Source organism: Nonomuraea sp. bgisy101 (genome assembly GCF_057708945.1).
In genome coordinates this window covers 274,332-291,659 of the sequence record NZ_JBYITD010000006.1, presented here as the reverse complement: position 1 = coordinate 291,659, position 17,328 = coordinate 274,332, and the positions used below count along the sequence as shown (strand labels likewise).

Here is a 17,328-nt window from a genome sequence, read left to right as displayed (position 1 = left end):
GCATGACCCCTCCCTACCTGTCCCTGCCGCCCACCGACCGACTGCTCTCACCACGTACCGGCTGGACGCGCGCCCATTGGGAGAAGCTGGCCGACCACCTGCTCGACTCGGTCGTGCCATACGCGTCGCCGGGCTTCGCCCAATACCGGCTACCTGGGAGAGCCAGCTGGTCAGGGGTGGCGCTCGACGGTCTGGAGGGGTTCGCCCGCCCGTTCCTCGCCGCCGCGTTCCGCATCGCGGGCGCGCGCGGCCAGGTGCGCCCCGAGCTGATCGAAAGGTACGCCACCGGCCTGGCCAACGGCACCGATCCCGCGAGCGACGAAGCCTGGCCCGCGCTGACCGACTGCTCCCAGCAGATGGTCGAGGCCGCCTCCATCGCGGTGGGCCTCCACGAGTCGAAGCCGTGGCTGTGGGACCGGCTCCCGTCCGACGTGCAGGAACGGGTGGTCGCCTGGCTGAGCGGCTTCATCGGGAAGCGGACGTGGGACAACAACTGGATGCTGTTCCAGACCGTGAGCGAGGAGTTCGTGAAGTCGGTCGGCGGGCCGTACGAACAGGACGAGATCGACAGGGGCCTGGAACGGATCGAGGACTGGTACGTCGGCGACGGCTGGTACACCGACGGCGGCACCCGGAACTTCGACTACTACGGCGGCTGGGCGCTCCACCTGTATCCCTTGCTGTGGACCCGCATGTCGGGCGACACCGATCGGGCCAAGCTCTACCGCGACCGCCTGGCCGAGTTCCTCACCACCTACCAGCATTTCTTCGGCTCCGACGGCGCGCCCGTCCACCAGGGCCGCTCGCTCTGCTACCGCTTCGCCTCGCTCGCGCCCGTCTGGCTCGGCGCGCTCGCCGACGCCACCCCGCTCAGCCCGGGCCAGACCAGGAAACTCGCCTCGTCCGTCGCCCGCCACTTCGTCGAACGCGGCGTCCCCGACCGCCGCGGCCTGCTCCCCATGGGCTGGTACGACACCTTCCTGCCCACCACCCAGGCCTACTCAGGGCCCGCGTCTCCGTACTGGGCGTCCAAGGGTCTCCTCGGCCTGCTGCTGCCGCCCGAACATCCGGTGTGGACAGCTCGCGAACAGATGCTCCCCATCGACGAGCACGATCTCACCGTGGCCATCCCCACCACCGGCCTGCTTCTCCACGGCACCCGCCACGACGGCATCGTCCGCCTGATCAACCACGGCAGCGACCACGGCGCCCCGCCCGACGACCCCCACTACGCCAAGCTCGCCTACTCCACGCGCACCGCCCCCGAATCCGCCGAACACGCCTGGGCCAGAAACGTCGACAACCACCTGGCCCTGCTCTCCGCCGACGGCCTCCCCTCCCCCCGCGGCACCATCCATCCACTGACCTGCGGCGACCGTACCGCCTCGTCCTATACGGAAACTCCCGACGGCGCCCGCATCACCACAACCTCGATCGTCCGCGGCGCCTGGGAAGTCCGCATCCACACCATCGCCCCCACCCAGCCCACCTCCGCAGCCCCCACCCCCTCCACCGAACCGCCCACACCGGCACCCACCCCAACCGATGCCCCCTCCGCCGAACCACCGTCACCCCGCCTCACCCCGGCCGACGCCCCCTCCGCCGAACCGCCGCCACCGGCCCCCATCCCAACCGACGCCCACTCCGCCGAACCACCCTCACTCCGCCTCACCCCAGCCGACGCCCCCTCCACCGAACCGCCGACACCGGCACCCACCCCAACCGACGCCCACTCCGCCGAACCACCCTCACCCCGCCTCACCCCGGCCGACGAACCGCCCCCACCGGGCCCCACGCCAGCCGACGGCCCCTCCGCCGAACCACCGCCACTGGACCCCATACCAGCCGACGCCGCGAGATCCGAAGGCCACGGGCACTCGCCGGAGTCCTCTGACGTCATGGAGACAGCTGCGCGCACGAGCGGCTTGACGGTTCGGGAGGGAGGCTACGCCGTCTCCGACGCCTCGCCGCCCGCCGCGGCCACCGGCCCCGAATGGGCATGGACCCGCCGTTCGGACGGGCTCACCTCAGCGATCATCGGCCTGTACGGCTGGCAACACGCCAGCGTGTCCCGCGACGTGGAGTCGAACGCCTTCGGACCGCACTCGGCGGTGCCGTGCTTGCACGCGGACACGCCTGGCATCCACGTCTCGCTCATCGTCCTGTCGGGAGACGCCGTCCACCCGTCCGCTCTCCGTGACGCGATCACCGTCGACGTGACCTCCGACGCGGTCACGATCACCTTCCCCGACGGCGACCACCAGGCCCACCCGCTGACCCAGGCCGACCTTGCCCCGCCAGGACGCCCTCTACACGGCCCGGAGCTTCCGCCGCCACGGCGTGGCGCAAAGTAGCGGGAGCCCGTATGAAGAGAAAGGGCGACGTTCCGGATATCCCTACAACCAGCGGTGGACACTCATCGACTCCGCCTGCGTCTTCGCACCTGACATGGGCTCCGGAGTTGAGCTCGGGTGCCACTCGTGCCCCGTACCTTCCAGAAGCCCACGTCCGGCGTGAGCGCCTCCAGCCGGCCGAACTCGGGATCGCGGCGAGTTCCTTTGATGATGTTCTGCGCCGGATTCATGAGCCGGGTCAGAGCGTCCCTGCCGGCCAAACCCGGCCTTGAGGAGTATGTGCAGGGATTACGGCATGGAGGCTGCCCTCTCCAACGTGGCCTTCTCGTCACACCGACGCCCGAGCCGGCCCGGCCAGGAGATGAAGCCGCCACACTCCCCAACACAGACGTCGTCACACCGACACCCAAACCGGGCCTAGCCAGAAGCCGGAGCCGCCACACCCTCCAACACAGCCACCTCGTCACACCAACACCCAAACCGGGCCTAGCCAGAAGCCGAAGCCGCCACACTCCCCAACACAGACGTCGTCACACCGACACCCGAGCCGGTCTGGTCAAGGGATGGAGGGCGTGCCGAAGACGTGGGTGCCTGGTGCCGCGGGGTCGTCGCCCGCCCAGAACTCGCTCCAGTGGAGGGTGAACTCCGTGCGGGAGATGATGCCGTCGCCGTCAGCGTCGAGGCGGGCGAACACGGCGGTGGTGTCGGTGGGGCTGCCGTTCCACGCCTCGATCATCCGCTGGTACTCGGTCGGGGAGATCCGGCCGTCGCCGTCCTCGTCGACGGCTTCGAACATGGCCTCGGCGGTGGCGGTGACGGCGTCAGGTATCTGGCCGAGCAGATCCACGACAGTGAGGACGTCGTCGACCGTGACAGACTCGGGGTCGCGGGAGTGCGCGGCGAGCGTTCCCCACCAGCCATGCATGATCGCAGTCAGGCGCTCCTCATCACCCGCTGCACGGACGGACGCCCAGCGCCGCGCGAGGGACTCGAAGTCGCTCTCGCGCAATAGGCCGTCGCCGTCGGTGTCCATCGCACTGAAAACCAGTTCCACCTTGCCCCGCTGGAATGTGCTCGCCATGCGGCGGATCGTCCCCGGCGTCACGGCAGACAACCCCTGCCCCACGGACTCCCTCTCCTTTCGGCACAGTGACAGAACCATTGCTGTGAGTAACTCCACGACGTGCGAGACTCTCGTGGATCTTCGGAATCAGGGAGGCTCGCCGCACACGACCGCGCTCGCTGGCATAGCCCGCCGACGCCGTTTCGCCGCCGCTGGGTGGCGGCTCGACGTTCGGGGACGACGGCGTGTTCAACCAGGAAGGCTCGCTGCACACGACCGCCCGCGCCGACACAGCCCACCGGCGCCGTTTCGCCGCCGCTGGGTGGCGGCTCGACGTTCGGGGACGACGGCGTGTTCAACCAGGAAGGCTCGCCGCACACGACCGCCCGCGCCGACACAGCCCACCGGCGCAGCACGCCGTTCACCGCGGGGTGGCGGCTCGACGTTCGGCGGCGACGGCGTGTTCGATGCCGGTCAAGGTGTTGAGTTGCTGTGCCGACAGCACGCCGGTGAAGTGGCGGTCGATCGAGGCGAGGTGGGCGGGGGTGGCCGCGTCGTAGGTCTGCTGCCCGGCCTCGGTGAGCAGGACGTCGTCGCCGCGGCCGTCCAGCTCGCATGCGTGGCGGGCGATCAGCCCACGCTGTTGCATGCGGCCGAGCTGACGCGACAAGCGGCTGTGGTCCCAGTTCATGTGCGCGGCGAGACCGATCACCCGTACACATGTCTCCTGGCTCGACATCTCCGCCACCGCGGCCAGCACTTCGTAGTCGGGCATCGACAGGCCTGAATCCCGTTCCAGGTCGCGGGCGATCTCGGCGTCCACGGACAGGTGCAACCTGCGGTAGGCGGCCCAGGCGTCGAGCGCGGCCCGGCTTGGCGTTGGTTCAGGGGTCATGACGGCAGTCTACGAAACTCTCGTGACATGTAACGAACTTCTCTGCTACTTTCTCCGTTACATGTAACGAAGATTCTCCGGAGGGCGCAACATGATGGAACGGATCATCAAGGTCAACGGGATCGAGCTGGCCACCGAGGCCTTCGGCGTCCCCGAGGACTCCGCGATCCTGCTGATCCACGGCGGCGGCCACTCCCTGCTGAACTGGGACGAAGAGCTCGTCCAGAGACTGGTGGCCGCGGGCCGGTACGTCATCCGGTACGACAGCAGGGACGCGGGCCGGTCGACCGGCTCGCCCGCAGGGGCTCCCGCACACGACCTGCGCGACCTGGTCGCCGACGCCGCGTCCCTGATCGAGGTGCTCGGCTTGGATCGCGCCCACGTGGTCGGCATGTCGCAGGGCGCGGCGGTCGCCCAGCTCCTGGCGCTCGACCACGCCGACGTGGTCGCCTCGCTCACGCTGGCGTCCTCGACGCCCGGAAGCCCCGGACACCAGCAGGACGACCTGCCGGAGATGTCAGCTGAGCTGCAGGCGCTGTTCGCGGCCGAACCGCCCGAGCCCGACTGGTCGGACCGGGATGCGGTCATCGCCTACCTGGTCGAGGCCGAACGGCCCTTCGCGGCCCGCACGCGTCCCTTCGACGAGGACGCCGTCAGGCAGTTGGCGGGACGCGTCGTCGACCGCACCGTCGACATCGCCGCGCAGCTGACCAACCCGTTCCTGCTGGACGCCGGTGAGCCGTGGCGGCATCGGCTCGGCCAGATCAAGGCACCGACGCTCGTACTGCACGGCACCGAAGACCCGTTCGTGCCCTTCGGCCACGGCCGCGCCCTGGCGGCGGAGATCCCCGGCGCCCGCCTCATCGCCATGGAACAGACCGGCCACGAGGTATTCCCGCGGGACCAGTGGGACATCGTCATCCCCGCGATCCTCGACCTCACCGCCCGCCGCTGAGGAGCCCGCATGCTCGCCATCACGCTCGCCCTCGGCGCAAGTCTCGGCTGGGGAGCCGCCGATTTCGTCGGCGGGCTCAAGAGCCGTTCTGTGCCGGTGTTGTCGGTGTTGCTGATCTCGCAATCCGCCGCCCTTGTCCTGCTCGTGGTCATGGCGGTCGTGCGAGGGGCGAGCCCGCCGGACGCCTCGGCCCTCGGCCTCGCCGCGGTCGCGGGACTGGGCGAACTCGTGGGCATCGCCGCCCTCTACCGCGGGCTGGCGGTCGGCAAGATGAGCATCGTCGCGCCCGTCGCGGCGACCGCACCGGTCGTCCCGCTGCTGGCCGGGCTGGCATCCGGCCAGATTCCTGGTCCGCTCCAGTTCACCGGCCTGGCACTGGCGATGATCGGTCTCGTCTTCACCTCGTACCAGTCGGGTGGCGACAAGGACCCCGGCTCCCGGACGACGCCGAGCGTCATCTACGGCCTGCTGGCGGCGCTCGGCTTCGGCACCTTCTTCCTCACCATGCACAACGCCGGTGAAGGCGACGTCGGATGGGCTCTACTGACCGCCCGTCTCACCGCAGTGACCGCCCTCGCGTCCGTCATCATCCTCAAACGCCACCGCGTGAGCGCCCCCAGGGCCTCCCTGCCCGCGATCGCCGGGATCGGCGCCCTCATCATCGCGGCCGACTCCCTGTACACCACCGCCTCGACACTCGGCATGGTGAGCGTCGCCGCCGTCCTCGGCTCGCTGCACACCATCGTCACCATCGCGCTGGCCCGGATCGTGCTGAACGAGCGACTCGAACGCGCCCAGCAGATCGGCATCGCCGTTTCCCTCATCGGAGTCCTGGCCATCTCCGCGGGCTGACCGGCACACGCCCGTCTCATGCCCTGCCGCAGACCTTCCCGACCGCCCCAACCGGTTGACCTGGCCGGGCCGTGTCGTTCCTGGTCCGGGGCCACCATCCGGTCCCCGCCCCGACGTCCTTTCGGTTCGGATCCGGCCTCACCGTCAGCCTTCTTCGGTGAGAACGCAGCGAGAACCTGAGTCAGGTTGCCGGGCAGCAGCCCGAGGCCGGCCGCCGAACGGCCGGACCACCTCCAGCAAGCCCCGAACCCGCGTGCCTGAGTCAGGTAGCCGGGCAGCAGCCCGAGGCCGGCCGCCGAACGGCCGGACCACCTCCAGCAAGCCCCGAACCCGCGTGATCGCGCGTGAGCGCCCGCTCATCTCGACACAGGCGTGGCCGGAGCGAACGCCGATCAGCGCGTGGGGGTGCGTACGACGCAGTCGGCGATGTGGTCGTTCACCAGCCCGATGGCCTGCATGAGCGCATAGGCGGTGGTCGGCCCCACGAAGCGGAAGCCGTATCCCTTCAACTCCTTGGCCAGCGCCTTCGACCCGGGCGTGATCGCCGGAACGTCAGCCATCGACTTGGGTACGGGAGAGTCAGGGGCAGCATGCCGCCAGACGACCGCGGACAATCCTTCGGGCACCTCGAGAGCGGCCCTGGCATTGGCGATGGTGGCTTCGATCTTGGCCCGGTTACGGATGATGCCCTCGTCGGCGAGGAGCCGGTCGACGTCCTCCTCGGTGTAGGCCGCGACCTTCGCGATGGAGAAGCCGTCGAACGCCTTACGGAAGTTCTCCCGCTTGCGCAGAATCGTCAGCCACGACAGGCCCGACTGGAACGCCTCCAAGCTCACCCGCTCGAACACCCTGTCGTCCCCTTCGACGGGGCGACCCCACTCGTCGTCGTGGTAGGCGATGTAGAGCGGGGTGGTCATGCCGGTCCACTCGCAACGAATGACCTCGCTCACGAACGCCTTTCCCTGTCCTGGCCGATCGAGGCAGGCAGCCCGCTGGCACCGTTGCGACCGCCGGGCGCCCGATCGCGTCTGGAATCGCCAGTTTCACCCGAGTGTCGACCGAAATCCGAAGGAGAACCGATGTCACCCCACGAGCGGCCGACCTTCTCGGGTTCGGCGCTTCCACCCTGTTCCTGGTCGGCCTCTTCCGGAGCGGCGTCGCCATGCCCGATCTCGCTCTCGGCGAGAGCGGCGGTTTCACGTCCGGTCGGGCCCGTCCCATCGGGAGCGGCGGCACCGTTCGGAGACTGGTCGATCAGCTCGGGGCCGGCGCTGCCGTCCTGGTGCTCGTCGACCTCCCTGGGGGTGGTCTTCTCGGCCTGGAGTCGTTCGGCGTCGGCAGTGTCGCCGACGGGGTGGTGACCCACGCGGGCTGCCCCCGGAGCTGCGCCGTTCGGGTCGGCCGTCGCGCCGTTCGGGTCGGACGCCGTCACACGCGAGTCGGACGCGCTGTCCGCGCCGGACGCCGTCACACGCGGGTCGGACGCCTTGGCTGCGGGGGCAGGTACCGCCACGTGCGGGTGGGGTGCCGGGCCGTCCGGGTCGGACGCCGTGGCGACGTGCGGGTCGGACGCCGTGGCGGCGTGCGGGTCGGATGCCATGGCGGCGTGCGGGTCGGATGCCATGGCGGCGTGCGGGTCGGATGCGGCCACGTGCGGTTCGGCGGCCGCGGCATGCGAGTCGAAGGCTCTGGCGTCAGGGTCAGCGGACGACTCGCCGTGTGGGTGATCCAGGACGAACTCATCGTCAGGTACAGCCGGGGCGCTGTTCTCGCGCTCGTCGAGCGGGGACGCGTTCACGACTTCCCCGTGATCACCGAATCGGGCGATCAAGGCACCTTCGGCGTGCGCGGCGGACGAGGCTGCGCCTTCGTCCTCGGGAAGCGCGACGGACGGGGCGTCGGGGCGGTGTTCGGTGCGGGGCGCGGTGCCGGGACCGGCGTACGCCTCCTGGCGCGCGTGCAACCGGCTGGCCAGCAGCTCCGCCACGCGCTGCTCCAGAACAGCGATGCGGGTGTCGCGGGCGCTGATCGCGTTGGCGGCCCGGCGCAGGGTCTCGTCGACGCTCTGCGTGTGATAGCCGACCAGGTTCACCGGCAGTTGGAGCGCCATGAAATCGACCGCCGTGAGCTGCCCGGCCTGGGGAAGGCCGAGCGGCGGAACGTCAGGCGGGAACTCGGTCAGCTCACCGCCCCTGCCAAGGGAGACCACGACGACGCAGGCGAGTATCGCCAGCGCGGCGATGGCGAGTACGACCAGCACATTGGAATCGTACTCGTACGATCGAGACATGAGGCCTGTAGTGCTGACGCCAGGCGCGCCTGAACGACCCGGTTGGACGCCTGTGCGCATCCCCGACGAGGTGCGGGAGCTCGTGCGGAGCGGGGGTATCGCGCTGGTCAGGCTGCCTGGGCAGCTCGACGCGGCGCTCGCCGCGGCGGCCGTCTTTCGATGGGCAGGCGCGGGCGTGTTCGTGACCGAGCATGCCGATCAGGTACGGCTGGCGCTGGACATGACCGACTCCCTCGCAGGGACTCGCGCCCCCGCCGTCACCCGCCGCGGCCTGGCCTGATCCCCTCCGATGGCACGCCTGCCCCCTGCGGACGGCCTCCAGCCCGCGAGCGTCGGCGCAACCTGATGACCGGCCCGACCGGCGAGCGCGAATGCCGGTCCGGTCGCCTGTGATCCCGGGCGTGTCGGCATACGTCCAACACCCCGGCGCGCGGGCAGGCCGACCGTCGTTCGACCGCGGGCTTCGTCGTCGGTTGAGGCCTGCTCGAACCCTTTCGTCCGACCGTACCGACGAGCGAACGGGCTCGGTTCCGGTGGGCCAGGCGTGCACTCCTCCGTTCGAGACCACGCCTGAACGGCCGACCACGCCGTGCGAGCGAACGACAGGCACGGGGCGAGCGTGCCGGAGGCCATCGACACGGGAGCGAGGGCACGCCGAGAGGCGATGGCGCAGGCCCAGCGCACGAGGAACCGAAGCCGCGGGAACCGGTCGCGCGAGGAACCCGGACCCACGACTGCCCGGGATACCGCTCCAGAGGCGCGGGATGCCGGGTCCGGGAGCAGGAGATCCGGGACCAGGGCAGGAGATCCAGGACCAGGGCAGGAGATCCAGGACCGGGGCAGGAGATCCGGGACCAGGGACGGGAGAACCGGGACCAGGGACGGGAGAACCGGGACCGGGGGCGGGAGATGTGAGCCGGGGGGCACGAGGGCCGGACGCACGGAGGTCCGAAGCCGCCAAGGTCCGAAGATCTGGCGGCGCGGAGGTCGAACGCGCCTGAGTGGTCGGCTGCGGAAGTCCTTCGGGGGTTGGTGCGTGGGCGGCGGTTCGAGGATTCGCGTGGACAGATAGTCTTCGCATAGATAATCTTCGCGTTGACTATCTGTCGAGAGCGGGGAGGACCCCTGATGTGGACGTACGAGCACAGCGTCGAGACCGATGCCACGCCCGAGGCGATCTGGCGCCTGTGGGCCGATGTCGAGAGGTGGAGAGCCTGGAACGCCGACATCGAGAGCATCCAGATCAGCGGTCCGTTCGCGGCGGGCGCTGAGATCGTGATGACTCCGGCCGGGCAGGACCCGGTGCACCTGCGCGTCGCCGAGGCGACTGTCGACGAGCTGTTCGTGGACGAGGCTCGTATCAACGGCCTGCTCCTGCGCACTGTCCACCGGCTTGACCGGGGCGAGCGACTCTGCACTCGGGTGGTGTACCGGATGGAGATCACGGGTGCCGCGGCCGATGAACTCGGGCCACAGATCGGCCCGGCGGTCACCGCCGACTGGCCTGCCACCATGGCCGCCCTCGTCGAGCGGGCGCGCGGCTGATGGCTCTCAGCCCTGGCGAGAGCCCAGGCTTCCTGCTCTGGCATGCCACGCTGCGTTGGCAGCGCGACATCGCCGCCGCCCTGACCCCCCTCGATCTCACGCACGTCCAGTTCGTACTGCTGGCCTGCACCTGGTGGCTCAACACCCACGGGGAGCACCCCAACCAGCTGGCTCTCGCCCGCCAGGCCGGCACCGACGTCAAGATGACCTCGCAGGTCCTGCGCGCGCTGGAGACCAAAGGACTGGTCGAGCGCGAGGTCGATCCCGCCGACACCCGCGCCAAACGGCTGCGGGTCACCGCTGCCGGCGCCGAGCTGGCACCCCGCGCGATCGCCGCCGTCGAACAGGTCGACGCGCGCTTCTTCGAGCCGGTGGCCCTCGATGACGCGGTCACCCTGCTCGCCCGCCTGGCCCATCCCGAATCCTGAGGCGCTCCACGGTGTTTCGCGGGCGCCGTCACTCCGGCACCTGACGGCTGACGGCGCCCGCACGGTTCCTACAGGAACGCCCGGCCGGCCGGGCGTGCGAGGGGCCGGAGCCATGCGGGTGACGGAGGCGAAGGAGAACGGCTGAGCCTCAGGGTCCCCGGTCAGGCGCCTGTCGACTCGCCGAGTTCCTCCACGCTCGGCGACAGTGGCCGGCCCGGGGACTCCAGGAGGGTGAACGCCTCCTCCACCGACTTCGTCCACGAGATGGCGTCGAAGACGTTCGCCCGCGTGAACCCCTCGTCGTACATGTGCTCCACGAGCGACCGCAGCGGCTCGTACAGCCCCCACGGGTCGAGGATCACCAGCGGCTTGGCGTGGACGCCGAGGACGCGGGCCGTCCAGATCTCGAACAGCTCCTCCAGCGTCCCGATGCCCCCGGGGAGCACCAGGAACGCGTCGGAGCGGGCGTCCATGACGCCCTTGCGTTCGCGCATGTCCGCGGTGATGATCAGCTCGTCCGACCCGTCGTCGGCGACCTCGATGTCGACCAGCACCTGCGGGATGACGCCGACGGTGCGCCCCCCGGCGGCGCGGGCGGCGCTGGTCACCGCGCCCATGCAGGAGACCGTGGCGCCGCCGCTCACCAGGGTGTGGCCCCGGAGGGCGAGTTCGGTGCCTACCTCCGTGGCGAGCTCCACGTACTTGGGGTCGATCTTCTGACTGGAGGCACAGAAAACGCAGATGTTCACGAAAGGGGAGTCTATTGAGGCTCTGCCGTCTGGCTCGCGACCGCCTCCAGCTCCTCCTCCCTCCGCTTGGACCGGTTGTGCTCGGACTCGACGATGATGTTCACCGCCTCGTCGACGTCGTCGGTGATCTGGATCAGGTCGAGGTCGTGAGCCGAGATCTTCCCTGTGGCCAGCAGCGACCCCTTGATCCATTCGATGAGCCCGCCCCAGAACCGCGAGCCCATGAGCACCACGGGGAACGAGGTGACCTTGTGGGTCTGCACGAGCGTGAGCGCCTCGAACAGCTCGTCCAGCGTGCCGAACCCGCCGGGCAGGGCGATGAACCCGCACGAGTACTTCACGAACATCGTCTTGCGCACGAAGAAGTAGCGGAACTCGATGCCGAGATCGACGTAGTCGTTCATGCGCTGTTCGAAGGGGAGCTCGATGCCGAGTCCGACGGAGATGCCTCCGGCGTCGGACGCGCCCTTGTTGGCCGCTTCCATGGCGCCGGGCCCGCCGCCGGTGATGACCGCGTATCCGGCCTTGGCGAGCTTGAGTCCCAACTCGACGCCCGTCTTGTACTCGGGGGAGTCGTCGGGGGTGCGCGCCGAACCGAACACGGTGACCGCGGTGGGGAGCTCGGCCAGCTGGCCGAAGCCTTCGACGAACTCGGCCTGGATGCGCAGCACCCGCCATGGATCCATGTGGACCCAGTCCGCCGGGCCCTGGCGGTCGAGAAGGCGCTGGTCGTGGGTGGAATCGGTAACCAGCTGGCCGCGGACGAGCGCGGGCCCCTGACGGCGTTCGGGACGTGTCCGTTTCATACGGATCACGCTAGCGCGCCCGACTAAAAAATCTTGAAAAAAGGAGGGAACCAGATTTCGAAGGTCCTGCGTCTAACTGCCGAGGGTGCTGCTCGGGACTGAAAGTGGCTTTCCCCGCCAAATGGCCGGCGAGGAAAGCCACTTTCACGTTGTGGGGTCCTAAGCGCCGGGTGAGAGCCAGTTCAGCATCGCGATCTCGCTGTCCCTGATCTGGCTGAGAGAGGCGTATTCGCCCTGCTGGTGGGCGAGGTTCGGGTCGCCGGGGCCGTAGTTGACGGCGGGGACGCCGAGGGCGGAGAAGCGCGCGACATCGGTCCAGCCCAGCTTGGCCCGTGGCGTACCGCCGACGGCGGCGACGAACGCGGCGGCCACCGGATGCGTCAGCCCAGGGCGTGCGGCGGGGGCGCCGTCGGTGAAGGCCACCTCGAACCCGTCGAACAGCTCGCGCACGTGCGACTCCGCCTCCGCCAGTGACAGGTCGGGAGCGAAGCGGTAGTTGACGGTGACCACGGCCTGGTCGGGGATCACGTTGCCGGCCACGCCGCCGTGGACCGTCACCGCGTTGAGCCCCTCGTGGTATTCGAGGCCGTCGACGACGGGTCGTCGGGCCTCGTAGGCGTTGAGCGTGGCCAGGATCGGCTCCACGGCGTGGATGGCGTTGACGCCGAGCCACGACCTGGCGCTGTGGGCGCGCTTGCCCCGGGTGGTGATCTCCGCGCGGAGCGTGCCCTGGCAGCCGCCCTCGATCACGCCGTCGGTCGGCTCCATGAGGACGGCGAAGTCGGCGGCCAGCCAGTCGGCGTGGTCGCGGCTCACCCTGGTCAGGCCGTTGCGCTCGGCCTCGACCTCCTCGCAGTCGTAGAAGACGTAGGTGACGTCGCGGTTCGGCTCGGGAAGGAGGGCGGCGAGCTTGAGGGCGACGGCGACGCCCGCCTTCATGTCGGAGGTGCCGCAGCCGTAGAGGAGATCGCCTTCGACCCGGCTGGGAAGGTTGCCCGCGAGGGGGACCGTGTCGAGGTGGCCGGCGATGAGCACGCGCTCGGGACGGCCGATGTTCGTGCGGGCGACGACGGTCTCGCCGGACCTGTCGACGGTCAGGTGCGGAAGCCTTCTGAGCGTCTCTTCGACCGCGTCGGCGAGCACCTTCTCGTTGCCGCTGACCGATTCGATGTCCACGATGGCGGCGGTCAGCGCGCCTACGTCCTGCGTCAAGTCCAGCATGACAACCCACCCTAATGCCGGGGTCCCACGGGGCCGCGCGGGCGCCGTCGACCTGGCGTCCCACCCTCCGGTACGGCACGCCGCACGCGAAGCAGGCCCGCCGATCCGCTGCAGCGCGCCGCACCTGAGGCAGGCGGTCAGGCGTGGACGCCGTGCTCCCTCAGCACCTCGTTCAGCGCCGCCTTGTCATGCCGCTGCCCCGCCTCCAGCCGCTTCAGCACCAGCACGCACGGCAACCCGAACGTCCCCCCTGCGAACTCCTTCGGCCTCGTCCCGCCCACCGCCACGCACCAGTCGGGGATCCGCCCGCGCCCGAGCTCCTCCCCCGTCTGCACGTCGATCACCGGCATCGAGGCGGACAGGATCGTCCCCGCCCCGACGACCGCCCCGCGTCCCACGCGCGCCCCCTCGACCAGCATCGCCCTGCTGCCGATCAGCGCGTCGTCCTCCACGACGACGGGCAGCGCGTTCGGCGGCTCGAGGACGCCGCCGATGCCCACCCCGCCGGACAGGTGGACGTTCTCCCCGATCTGCGCGCATGACCCGACGGTGACCCAGGTGTCAACCATGGTGCCGCTGCCGACGAACGCGCCGATGTTCGTGAAGGAGGGCATGAGCACCACGCCGGGCGCCAGGTAGGAACCCCAGCGGGCGATCGCGCCCGGCACGACCCTGACCCCGTCGAACGTGGTCTTCAACGGCAGCCGGTCGTGGTGCTGGAAGTCGCCCACCTGCGACCTCGCCATGCCGAGCACCTTGAAGCTGAGCAGGATGGCGCGCTTGGCCCGCTCGTCGACCACCACCTCGCCGTCGGCGGTGACGGTGGCCACGCGCGCCCTGCCGGTGTCGAGCTGGTCGATCGCGCCGACGACGACGCCCCTGGCGGCGGTGTCGGAAGGAGAAAGCTCCGCGCGGTTGGCCCACAGTTCGTCGATGGCCGCCGGCAACGGGCTCGAATGCCTGTTGGTCATGGCCACGGAGCCTATCTGTCCGGGTAGGTTTTTCAGGGTGCGGCGTAGCTTCTCCCGAGCGGTCCTGACCATCGGGATCATCGTGGTCGCGCTCGCGGTGGCGATCGCCGTGGGCGTCTATGTCCTGCTCAGAAAGGCCGACCCGCTCGCCGAGCCCGTCGAGAGCTGCGTGGTGAAGACGCCGAAGGGCGAGCTGGAGCTCGACATCGAGCAGGCGCGCATCGCGGCCACGATCGCGGCGGTGGCCGAGCGGAGGCGGCTGCCCGAGCAGGCGGTCGTGATCGCGTACGCCACGGCGATCCAGGAGTCGAAGCTCTACAACCTCTCGTACGGCGACCGCGACTCGGTGGGGGTGTTCCAGCAGCGGCCCTCGCAGGGCTGGGGCAAGAAGAAGCAGATCATGGACCCGGTCTATGCGACCAACCGCTTCTTCGCCGCGCTGGTGAAGGTGAAGGGATACCGGAAGCTGCCGGTCGCCGAGGCGGCGCAGGCCGTACAGCGATCGGCCGGGGGTTACGCCTACGCGCCGCACGAGGGCAACGCGCGGATCCTGTCGGCGGCGTTCACGGGCAGGGTGCCGCGGGCCGTTCACTGCACCTATCCCGTGAAGGCGACACCGTCGCCGTCGCGGCCCGCGGACGCGCGGCGGGAGCTGACCAGGGCCCTCGGCGCCGTCAGCGTGCCGAGCACCAGGCGCGGATGGCTGATCGCCGCCTGGTCGGTCGCGCACGCCCAGCAGTACGGCCTGCGCAGCGTCGGCTACGACGGGATCGTCTGGTCGTCGGAGGGCTGGAAGAACGGCGGCAAGGCGGGCGACCGCGACGTCGAGCTGACGTGAGTCAGGCGGCGCGGCTCACGATGGTGATCGAGCCCGGCGGCAGCGGCTGGGCGTAGCTGGCGGTCCATCCCTCGCCCTGCACGCGTTCGAACGACAGCAGCCGCCCGTCGGCGGCCCGGTAGTCGGCGAAGTCGAGCAGCCCGCGCTCGGGCCGCCCCGTCTCGCCCTCCGACCTGAAAGCGGCGGTGCCCCTGTCGATGGGGTGGAACTCCACGCCTTCCATGATCAGCATGGTTCTGGCGGGGATCATGCCCTGGGTGGGCACGTTGGTCCAGAGCAGGACCTCCAGGTGGGGCGGATCGGTGGAGACGAGGCCGTGCCGCACCTGGACGGACAGCCACACCGGCCGTCGCGAGCCGTCATCGAGCAGGTACTCGGTCCACTGCTGCCCCTGGCATGCCACGTGGACGGCACCGCGCACCTTGGCGGCCGTGCCGTGGGTCTCGATCTTGTCCCCCACCTTGATCGTGCGGGGGTCGTCGTAGTCGGAGCCGATCGTGCCCTGCCCTCCCGAGGGAAGGGGCGACACCGAGCCCGCGGCCGGGCGACCCTTGCGCATGGTGGCGAGCAGGGCGCCCAGCAGGAGGACTATCGTCACGACGCTCAGTCCGATTACGACCATGGAGGTCATGCCGCCGGATCCTACTGGAGACGACGCACCGCCGCACTGATGCGTTCGTCGGTGGCCGTCATGGCGATCCGGATGTGGCTGCTACCTGCGGCTCCGTAGAAATCACCGGGAGCGACCAAAATCCCGGTTTCGGAAAGGCGGCGTACCTGATCCCAGCAGTCGCCGCCGTCCGAGGCCCACAGGTACAGGCCGGCGGTGGAGTGATCGATGCGCCAGCCCGCCTTCTCCAGCGCGGGACGCAGCAGCAGCCGCCTGGCGGCGTAGCGCTCACGCTGCTCGTCGGCGTGGGCGTCGTCGCCCAGCGCGACCGCCATCGCCGTCTGGACCGGCTCCGGCATGATCATGCCCGCGTGTTTGCGGATCTCCAGCAGCCTGGCGACCAGGGTGGGGTCGCCCGCGACGAACCCGGCCCGGTATCCGGCCAGGTTGGAGCGCTTGGACAGCGAGTGCACGGCCAGCAGCCCCTCGTGGGAGCCGCCGCACACGTCGGGATGAAGGATCGAGATCGGCTCCGCTTCCCAGCCGAGCTCGATGTAGCACTCGTCGGAGGCGACGATCGCGCCGCGCTCGCGCGCCCAGTCCACCACCTTGCGCAGGTGCTCGGCGGGCAGCACCTTGCCCGTCGGGTTGGACGGCGAGTTGACCCAGACGAGGTCGACGTCGGCCGGGCCGAGCGCCAGCAGCCCGTCGGCCGCGATCGGCTCGGCGCCCGCGATCCTGGCCCCCACGTCGTAGGTGGGATAGGCCAGTTCGGGGATGACGACCCGCTTGGCGCCGAGCAGCGTCGGCAGCCAGGCCACGAACTCCTTCGACCCGATGAGCGGCAGCACGGCCCGCTCCTCGACGGTCACGCCGTGCCTGCGGCGCAACCAGCCCGCCGCCGCGGCGCGCAGCTCCTGCGTGCCGTACGTCAGCGGATAGCCGGGGCTGTCAGCGGCCCCGGCGAGCGCCTCCTGCACGACCCGCGGCACGGGATCGACCGGAGTGCCGACCGACAGGTCGACGATGCCGTCGGGGTGCGCCTGCGCGCGCTCCTTGTACGGCGCCAGCCGGTCCCAGGGAAAGTCCGGCAGATTGTGCACCGGTCAGTGCTCCTCGGCCTGCGGTGGCAGAGCGGCGACGACGGGGTGATCCTTGTCGATCTTGCCGACCTTCGAGGCGCCCCCGGGCGAGCCCAGGTCCTCGAAGAAGTCGACGTTGGCCTTGTAGAAGTCCTTCCACTGCTCGGGAAGGTCATCTTCGTAGAAGATCGCCTCTACGGGACAGACAGGCTCACACGCGCCGCAGTCCACGCACTCGTCAGGGTGGATGTAAAGCATGCGCTCGCCCTCGTAGATGCAATCGACGGGGCACTCCTCGATGCACGCCTTGTCCAGGACGTCCACGCAAGGCTGCGCGATGACGTACGTCACGTCGAGCTCCTTCTTAGACCGCGGTTTGCTACGCCCTAGTATTGCCGGGTCAGCCAAGTGTCGGGAACGGAGGGTGGCAAACTTGTGGCCGCTCGCCTCGTCATCGCCGTGACAAGCTCGGACATTGGGGCCAGGGTCACCACTCGAAGAAGGGTTCCGGGCGGGTTCAGCGACGCGGTAGGCGTTCTCGAATCGTGGGACGGCGGCATCCTCCGCGTCCGCAAGCGCGACGGCACTCTCGTGGAGATCCGGGAGGAGCATTTGGTGGCCGCCAAGGTCGTGCCTCCTCGACCTGGACGGATGTAACGGCGAGTATCT

Annotated in this window: 19 protein-coding genes; 8 read left to right on the top strand and 11 right to left on the bottom strand. The window is 69.9% G+C overall.

From position 1 onward, the window contains the following. Positions 1–2 precede the first annotated feature (2 nt). Positions 3–2,354, top strand: coding sequence for a DUF2264 domain-containing protein (locus AC3EO4_RS14140; protein ID WP_431895868.1), 2,352 nt, complete (start codon positions 3–5; stop codon positions 2,352–2,354). 556 nt (positions 2,355–2,910) lie between these two features. Here AC3EO4_RS14140 and AC3EO4_RS14135 read toward each other — a convergent pair. Together AC3EO4_RS14135 and AC3EO4_RS14130 are read right to left on the bottom strand one after the other, a co-directional pair. Beyond that, on the bottom strand, positions 2,911–3,435 hold the full coding sequence (locus tag AC3EO4_RS14135; RefSeq protein WP_431895866.1) for an EF-hand domain-containing protein: 525 nt from the start codon (positions 3,433–3,435) through the stop codon (positions 2,911–2,913). 403 nt (positions 3,436–3,838) lie between these two features. After that, positions 3,839–4,312 carry a MarR family winged helix-turn-helix transcriptional regulator gene (locus tag AC3EO4_RS14130; protein ID WP_379583242.1) on the bottom strand — a complete coding sequence of 158 codons (474 nt, stop codon included), beginning with the start codon at positions 4,310–4,312 and terminating at the stop codon, positions 3,839–3,841. Between the two features lie 91 nt (positions 4,313–4,403). On the opposite strand from AC3EO4_RS14130, the gene AC3EO4_RS14125 reads away from it, so the two are divergent. Continuing rightward, positions 4,404–5,267 (top strand): alpha/beta fold hydrolase, encoded by an 864-nt coding sequence (locus AC3EO4_RS14125; protein ID WP_431895863.1) that lies wholly within the window; start codon positions 4,404–4,406, stop codon positions 5,265–5,267. A gap of 9 nt (positions 5,268–5,276) precedes the next feature. Further along, positions 5,277–6,119: an EamA family transporter gene (locus AC3EO4_RS14120; RefSeq protein ID WP_431895861.1), complete on the top strand. Its 843-nt coding sequence runs from the start codon at positions 5,277–5,279 to the stop codon at positions 6,117–6,119. A 392-nt stretch (positions 6,120–6,511) separates the two neighbouring features. Here AC3EO4_RS14120 and AC3EO4_RS14115 read toward each other — a convergent pair whose 3' ends face one another. Further along, positions 6,512–7,069, bottom strand: a complete 558-nt coding sequence (locus AC3EO4_RS14115) for a DNA-3-methyladenine glycosylase I (protein ID WP_431895859.1) — start codon at positions 7,067–7,069, stop codon at positions 6,512–6,514. Beyond that, positions 7,066–8,379, bottom strand: coding sequence for a hypothetical protein (locus AC3EO4_RS14110; protein ID WP_431895857.1), 1,314 nt, complete (start codon positions 8,377–8,379; stop codon positions 7,066–7,068). Before AC3EO4_RS14110 ends, AC3EO4_RS14115 begins: the two co-directional genes overlap by 4 nt. A 28-nt stretch (positions 8,380–8,407) precedes the next feature. Here AC3EO4_RS14110 and AC3EO4_RS14105 point away from each other — a divergent pair, with 28 nt between their 5' ends. From AC3EO4_RS14105 to AC3EO4_RS14095, 3 genes are all read left to right on the top strand, one after another. Further along, positions 8,408–8,689, top strand: coding sequence for a hypothetical protein (locus tag AC3EO4_RS14105; protein ID WP_431895855.1), 282 nt, complete (start codon positions 8,408–8,410; stop codon positions 8,687–8,689). Positions 8,690–9,537: 848 nt separating this feature from the next. After that, entirely contained in the window at positions 9,538–9,954 is a 417-nt protein-coding gene (locus tag AC3EO4_RS14100) for an SRPBCC family protein (RefSeq protein WP_431895853.1), read from the top strand. Further along, positions 9,954–10,382, top strand: a complete 429-nt coding sequence (locus AC3EO4_RS14095) for a MarR family winged helix-turn-helix transcriptional regulator (RefSeq protein ID WP_431895851.1) — start codon at positions 9,954–9,956, stop codon at positions 10,380–10,382. Before AC3EO4_RS14100 ends, AC3EO4_RS14095 begins: the two co-directional genes overlap by 1 nt. Positions 10,383–10,543: 161 nt before the next feature. On the opposite strand, the gene AC3EO4_RS14090 is transcribed toward AC3EO4_RS14095, so the two are convergent. The 4 genes from AC3EO4_RS14090 to AC3EO4_RS14075 form a co-directional block, all read right to left on the bottom strand. Next, positions 10,544–11,131 (bottom strand): LOG family protein, encoded by a 588-nt coding sequence (locus AC3EO4_RS14090; protein WP_379583226.1) that lies wholly within the window; start codon positions 11,129–11,131, stop codon positions 10,544–10,546. 11 nt (positions 11,132–11,142) lie between these two features. After that, positions 11,143–11,937, bottom strand: coding sequence for an LOG family protein (locus tag AC3EO4_RS14085; protein ID WP_379583224.1), 795 nt, complete (start codon positions 11,935–11,937; stop codon positions 11,143–11,145). A gap of 159 nt (positions 11,938–12,096) precedes the next feature. Next, positions 12,097–13,158 carry a succinyl-diaminopimelate desuccinylase gene (gene dapE / locus AC3EO4_RS14080; RefSeq protein WP_431895848.1) on the bottom strand — a complete coding sequence of 354 codons (1,062 nt, stop codon included), beginning with the start codon at positions 13,156–13,158 and terminating at the stop codon, positions 12,097–12,099. A 137-nt stretch (positions 13,159–13,295) separates the two neighbouring features. Further along, the gene (locus AC3EO4_RS14075; RefSeq protein WP_431895846.1) at positions 13,296–14,129 is read right to left on the bottom strand and encodes a 2,3,4,5-tetrahydropyridine-2,6-dicarboxylate N-succinyltransferase; all 834 of its coding nucleotides are present in this window, start codon (positions 14,127–14,129) and stop codon (positions 13,296–13,298) included. Between the two features lie 37 nt (positions 14,130–14,166). On the opposite strand from AC3EO4_RS14075, the gene AC3EO4_RS14070 reads away from it, so the two are divergent. Further along, positions 14,167–14,967 carry a hypothetical protein gene (locus AC3EO4_RS14070; protein ID WP_379583218.1) on the top strand — a complete coding sequence of 267 codons (801 nt, stop codon included), beginning with the start codon at positions 14,167–14,169 and terminating at the stop codon, positions 14,965–14,967. Position 14,968: 1 nt separating this feature from the next. Here the strand turns inward: AC3EO4_RS14070 and AC3EO4_RS14065 are convergent, their stop codons facing one another. The 3 genes from AC3EO4_RS14065 to fdxA are packed head-to-tail and all read right to left on the bottom strand — an operon-like array spanning position 14,969 to position 17,010. Continuing rightward, entirely contained in the window at positions 14,969–15,598 is a 630-nt protein-coding gene (locus tag AC3EO4_RS14065) for a DUF4178 domain-containing protein (protein ID WP_431895844.1), read from the bottom strand. A gap of 11 nt (positions 15,599–15,609) precedes the next feature. Beyond that, positions 15,610–16,680: a succinyldiaminopimelate transaminase gene (gene dapC, locus AC3EO4_RS14060; RefSeq protein WP_431895842.1), complete on the bottom strand. Its 1,071-nt coding sequence runs from the start codon at positions 16,678–16,680 to the stop codon at positions 15,610–15,612. A gap of 3 nt (positions 16,681–16,683) precedes the next feature. Then, positions 16,684–17,010: a ferredoxin gene (fdxA, locus tag AC3EO4_RS14055; protein WP_354905819.1), complete on the bottom strand. Its 327-nt coding sequence runs from the start codon at positions 17,008–17,010 to the stop codon at positions 16,684–16,686. A 57-nt stretch (positions 17,011–17,067) separates the two neighbouring features. Between fdxA and AC3EO4_RS14050 the strand changes: the two genes are divergently transcribed. Further along, positions 17,068–17,316, top strand: a complete 249-nt coding sequence (locus AC3EO4_RS14050; protein WP_431895840.1) for a putative acetyltransferase — start codon at positions 17,068–17,070, stop codon at positions 17,314–17,316. The last annotated feature ends 12 nt before the right edge of the window (positions 17,317–17,328 follow it).

Coding starts and splice junctions, on each gene's coding strand:
- AC3EO4_RS14140 (WP_431895868.1), top strand. CDS start 3: ATGACCCCTCCCTACCTGTCCCTGCCGCCCACCGACCGACTGCTCTCA.
- AC3EO4_RS14135 (WP_431895866.1), bottom strand. CDS start 3,435: ATGGCGAGCACATTCCAGCGGGGCAAGGTGGAACTGGTTTTCAGTGCG.
- AC3EO4_RS14130 (WP_379583242.1), bottom strand. CDS start 4,312: ATGACCCCTGAACCAACGCCAAGCCGGGCCGCGCTCGACGCCTGGGCC.
- AC3EO4_RS14125 (WP_431895863.1), top strand. CDS start 4,404: ATGATGGAACGGATCATCAAGGTCAACGGGATCGAGCTGGCCACCGAG.
- AC3EO4_RS14120 (WP_431895861.1), top strand. CDS start 5,277: ATGCTCGCCATCACGCTCGCCCTCGGCGCAAGTCTCGGCTGGGGAGCC.
- AC3EO4_RS14105 (WP_431895855.1), top strand. CDS start 8,408: ATGAGGCCTGTAGTGCTGACGCCAGGCGCGCCTGAACGACCCGGTTGG.
- AC3EO4_RS14100 (WP_431895853.1), top strand. CDS start 9,538: ATGTGGACGTACGAGCACAGCGTCGAGACCGATGCCACGCCCGAGGCG.
- AC3EO4_RS14095 (WP_431895851.1), top strand. CDS start 9,954: ATGGCTCTCAGCCCTGGCGAGAGCCCAGGCTTCCTGCTCTGGCATGCC.
- AC3EO4_RS14085 (WP_379583224.1), bottom strand. CDS start 11,937: ATGAAACGGACACGTCCCGAACGCCGTCAGGGGCCCGCGCTCGTCCGC.
- dapE (WP_431895848.1), bottom strand. CDS start 13,158: ATGCTGGACTTGACGCAGGACGTAGGCGCGCTGACCGCCGCCATCGTG.
- AC3EO4_RS14075 (WP_431895846.1), bottom strand. CDS start 14,129: ATGACCAACAGGCATTCGAGCCCGTTGCCGGCGGCCATCGACGAACTG.
- AC3EO4_RS14065 (WP_431895844.1), bottom strand. CDS start 15,598: ATGACCTCCATGGTCGTAATCGGACTGAGCGTCGTGACGATAGTCCTC.